Raw genomic sequence first — 5,123 nt, 5'->3', positions numbered from 1 at the left:
CGCTGACCAAGGCACGAGCGGAAACGGCGAGGCGGTCATGAACGAGGAGAAGCTGCTCGACCACCTCAAGTGGATGACCGTCGAGCTGCGCCAGGCGCGCCAGCGCGTCAGCGAGCTGGAGAACGCGGACCCCGAGCCCATCGCCGTCGTCGGCATGGCCTGCCGCTACCCCGGCGGCGTCGCCACACCCGAGGACCTGTGGAACCTCGTCGCCGAAGGCCGCGACGCCATCGGCGACTTCCCCACCGACCGCGGCTGGGACCTCGACACCCTCTACGCCCCCGAGCCCGGCAGATCCGGCACCACCTACACCCGCGAGGGCGGATTCCTCCGCTCCGTCGCCGACTTCGACGCCGGATTCTTCGGCATCTCCCCACGCGAGGCCCTGGCCATGGACCCGCAGCAGCGGCTCCTGCTCGAGACCTCGTGGGAGGCGTTCGAACGCGCGGGCATCGACCCCACCACCCTGCGCGGCACCCAGACCGGCGTCTTCGTCGGCACCAACAACCAGGACTACCCCGCCCTGGTCATCGCCTCCGCCGACGAACTCGACGGACACCTCGCCACCGGCAACGCCGCCAGCGTCATCTCGGGCCGCATCTCCTACACCTTCGGCCTCGAAGGCCCCGCGGCCACCGTCGACACCGCCTGCTCCTCCTCCCTCGTCGCCCTCCACCTCGCCACCCAGGCACTCCGCAACGGCGAGTGCGCGATGGCGCTGGCCGGTGGCGCCACCGTCATGGCCAGCCCCGGCGCGTTCCTCGAGTTCTCCCGCCAGCGCGGCCTGGCCCCCGACGGCCGCTGCAAGCCCTTCGCCGCGGCGGCCGACGGCACGGGCTGGGGCGAGGGTGTCGGCGTCCTCGTGCTCGAACGCCTCTCCGACGCCCAGGCCAACGGCCACCGCGTCCTCGCCGTCGTCCGCGGCTCCGCCGTCAACCAGGACGGCGCCAGCAGCGGCCTGACCGCCCCCAATGGCCCGGCCCAACAGCGCGTCATCCGCGCCGCGTTGGCCAACGCCGGGCTCGCACCCTCCGACATCGACGCCATCGAGGCCCATGGCACGGGAACGCGCCTCGGCGACCCCATCGAGGCGCAGGCCCTCCTCGCCGCCTACGGCCGCACCCGCACCCGCCCCCTCTGGCTCGGCTCGATCAAGTCCAACATGGGCCACACCCAGTCCGCGTCCGGCGTCGCGGGCATCATCAAGATGGTCATGGCCATGCGCCACGGCACCCTGCCCCGCACCCTCCACGTCGACGCCCCCACCCCCCACGTCGACTGGACCGACGGCAACGTCAACCTCCTGACCGACCCCAGGCCCTGGCCCGAGACCGGCGCCCCGCGCCGCGCCGCCATCTCCTCCTTCGGCATGAGCGGCACCAACGCCCACACCATCATCGAGGCCGCACCCGCCGAGCAGAACGCCCCCGCCCCCACCACCGGCGGCGCCCCCCGCACCCTTCCCCTCACCCTCTCCGCCCGCACCGCCGACGCCCTGCGCGCCCAGGCCGCCCACCTGCTCGACCGCCTCGACCCCGCCGCCCAACTGGCGGATGTCGCCTACTCGTTGGCCACCACCCGCGCCGCACTCGACCACCGCGCCGTCGTCCTCGCCGACGACACCGAGAGCGCCGAGGACGGCCTGCGCGCCCTCGCCGACGGCCGCTCCACCACCCGCGTCATCACCGGCGCCCCCACAACGGGCAAGCTCGCCTTCCTCTTCACCGGGCAGGGCAGTCAACGGCTCGGCATGGGCCGGGAGTTGTACGAGGCGTTCCCGGTGTACGCGGAGGCGTTCGACGCGGTGTGCGAGCGCTTCGAACTGCCGGTGCGCGACGTGGTGTTCGGCGAGGACGCCGAGGCCCTGAACCGCACCGAGTACGCCCAGGCCGCGCTGTTCGCGGTCGAGGTCGCGCTGTTCCGGCTCGTCGAGTCCTGGGGCATCACGCCGGACTTCCTTGCCGGTCACTCGATCGGCGAGATCGCCGCGGCGCACGTTGCCGGGGTGCTGTCGTTGGATGACGCGTGCACGTTGGTGGCGGCGCGTGGTCGTCTGATGGGCGCGCTGCCCGAGGGCGGTGCGATGGTGGCGGTGCAGGCGCCCGAGTCCGAGGTGCTGCCGCTGCTGGTCGAGGGGGTGGACCTGGCGGCGGTCAACGGCCCCGACTCCGTGGTCCTTTCGGGCGATGAGCAGGCCGTGCTCGCCGTCGCCGAGCGGTGGAAGTACAAGCGGCTGCGGGTGAGCCATGCGTTCCACTCGCACCTGATGGACCCGATGCTGGAAGAATTCCGCGCGGTCGCCGGGACGTTGACCTATCACCCGGCCCAACTCCCTGTCGCGGGCCAGCCGGAGGCCGTCGACGCCGAGTACTGGGTGCGCCATGTCCGCGACGCGGTGCGCTTCCACGACGCCGTCACGTCGCTGCGCGACCGGGGCGCCACCTCGTTCCTCGAGATCGGCCCCGACGGCGTCCTGTCCGCGCTGGTCGACGGCACGCCCGCCCTGCGGAAGAACCGCCCCGAGGCCGAAACGCTCCACGCCGCCCTCGCCACCCTCCAGGTCCGAGGCATCCACCCCGACTGGTCGGCCCTCTTCTCCGGAACGGGCGCCCGCACCGTCGACCTGCCCACCTACCCCTTCCAACGCGACCGCTACTGGCCAACGCCCAGCACCGTCACCCCCACCGACCCCGCCACGGGCAACACCGAGGACGCCGCGTTCTGGCAGGCCGTCACCCGGGGCGACCTCACCCCGCTCGCCGACACCCTCGACCACGGGCAGCTCGACGACCTCACCCCCGCGCTGCCCGCCCTCGCCACCTGGCACCAGCGCACCCGCGCCCGCTCGACCGTCGACTCCTGGCGCTACCACGTTGAATGGAAGCCGATCACCACCACGGGCGCCCCCTCGGGCACCTGGATCGTCGTCGCCGACCGGCCCTGTCAACCCTTCGTCGACGCCCTCACCGCCCGAGGCGTCCACACCATCGTCACCGATGGCCTCGACCCGCTCCCCACCCCCGACGACCTGAGCGGCATCCTCTCCCTCCTCGCCCTCGACACCGAAGACGACCCCGACCACCCGGGGCTGACCCGCGGCCTCACCGCCACCCTCGACCTCGTCCGCGCCCACCCCGGCGCCCCCCTCTGGCTGGTCACCTCGGGCGCCGTCTCCATCGGCCGCTCCGACCCGCTGCGCGCCCCCGACCAGACCGCCGTCTGGGGCTACGGACGCGTCATCGGCCTTGAACTCCCCGATGTCTACGGCGGGTTGATCGACCTGCCCGCCGACCCGGACGACCGCGCCCTCGCGGCCCTCGCCGCCGTCCTCGGCGGAACCGAGGACCAGATCGCCATCCGCCCCTCCGGCATCCACGCCCGCAGGCTCGCCCACGCGCCCCGCACCCGCCCCGGCGAGGGCTGGACCCCACGCGGCACCGTGCTCGTCACCGGCGGCGCCGGGGCCCTCGGCACCGCCGTCACCTCCTGGCTCCTCGACTCCGGCGCCGAACGGGTCATCGCCCTCAGCCGCCGCGGCACCGCCGCGGACCCCGACCCGCGCATCACCCCCATCGACTGCGACGTCACCGACCGCGCCGCGCTCGCCGCCGTCCTCGACGCCCACCCCGACATCACCGCCGTCGTCCACACCGCGGGCATCGGCGACGCCGCGTTCCTCGACGCCACCGACCCGGCGTTCCTCGCCCGCGTCATGGCCGCCAAGGCCACCGGCGCCGCCCACCTCGACGAGCTGCTCGGCGAACGGGAGTTGGACGCGTTCGTCCTCTTCTCCTCCATCTCAGGCGTCTGGGGCAGCGGCGAGCTCGCCGCCTACGCCGCCGCCAACGCCTACCTCGACGGCCTCGCCGAGCAACGCCGCGCCCGCGGCCTCGCCGCCACCTCACTCGCCTGGGGCCCCTGGGCCGACGCCGGAATGGCCGCCGAGACCGGCGCCGAGGCCGAGCTCCTGCGCAGGGGCCTGCGCGCCCTCCCGCCCGCCCTCGCCATCGAGGCCCTCAAGCGGGCCGTCGCCGAGGAACGCGCCTGCCTCACGATCGCCGACGTCGACTGGTCCGTCTTCGCCCCCGCCTTCGCCGCCGCCAGGCCACGCCCGCTGATCGGCGACCTCCCCGAGGCGGCCGACGCCCTGGCCACGGGTCCCGCCGGTCCCGGGACCGCCATCGACGCCGACCGCTGGAACCTGCCCCGCACCGAGCTGATCCACCGCCTCGACACCCTGGTCCGCACCGAGGCCGCGGCGGTGCTCGGCTTCGCCGGACCCGAGGCGGTCGAGGCGGGCCGCGCGTTCCGCGACCTCGGCTTCGACTCGCTCACGGCCGTCGAGCTGCGGAACCGGCTGACCGAGGAGACCGGGCTCCGCCTGCCCGCGACCCTTGTTTTCGACTACCCCAACGCCGACATCCTCGTCGAACACCTCACGACCACGCTCGCCGGAACCGACCAGACACCCGAACACACCGCGCCCACCACGGCGTTGACCACCGACGATCCGATTGTGATCGTGGGCATGGCGTGCCGTTATCCGGGTGGGGTGCGTTCGCCGGAGGATCTGTGGGATCTGGTGGCGTCGGGCGGTGACGCGGTGGGGGCCTTCCCGGCCGATCGTGGCTGGGACCTCGACGCCCTGTTCACGGGTGACGGCTCAGGCACCAGTCATGCGACGGAGGGTGGGTTCCTTGATGGCGCGGGGGACTTCGACCCCGGCCTGTTCGGGATCTCGCCGCGTGAGGCCCTGGCGATGGATCCGCAGCAGCGGCTTCTGCTGGAGACCTCGTGGGAGGCGTTCGAGCGCGCCGGTATCGCGCCGTCCGCGCTGCGCGGCAGCGCCACCGGTGTCTTCGTCGGCACCAACGGCGCCGACTACGGCGCGCTCCTGGTGAACGCCGCCGACACCGCCGAGGGCCACCTCGCCACGGGCAACGCCGCGAGTGTGGTGTCGGGTCGGTTGTCGTATGTGTTCGGGCTTGAGGGGCCCGCGGTGACGGTGGATACGGCGTGTTCGTCGTCGTTGGTGGCGTTGCATCTGGCGGTGCAGGCGTTGCGGCAGGGTGAGTGCTCGTTGGCGCTTGCGGGTGGGGTGACGGTGATGTCGACGCCGGGGA

1 protein-coding gene is annotated in these 5,123 nt (G+C 73.5%); it reads left to right on the top strand.

The features are described 5' to 3' along the window. Positions 1 to 37: 37 nt before the first annotated feature. Positions 38 to 5,123 (top strand): type I polyketide synthase (locus D7318_RS26990; protein WP_120699839.1); only part of this gene is annotated, 5,086 nt, incomplete at its 3' end.

Source organism: Streptomyces radicis (genome assembly GCF_003626575.1).
Lineage (GTDB): Bacteria > Actinomycetota > Actinomycetes > Streptomycetales > Streptomycetaceae > Streptomyces > Streptomyces radicis.
This window is presented reverse-complemented; position numbering and strand designations above follow the sequence as displayed.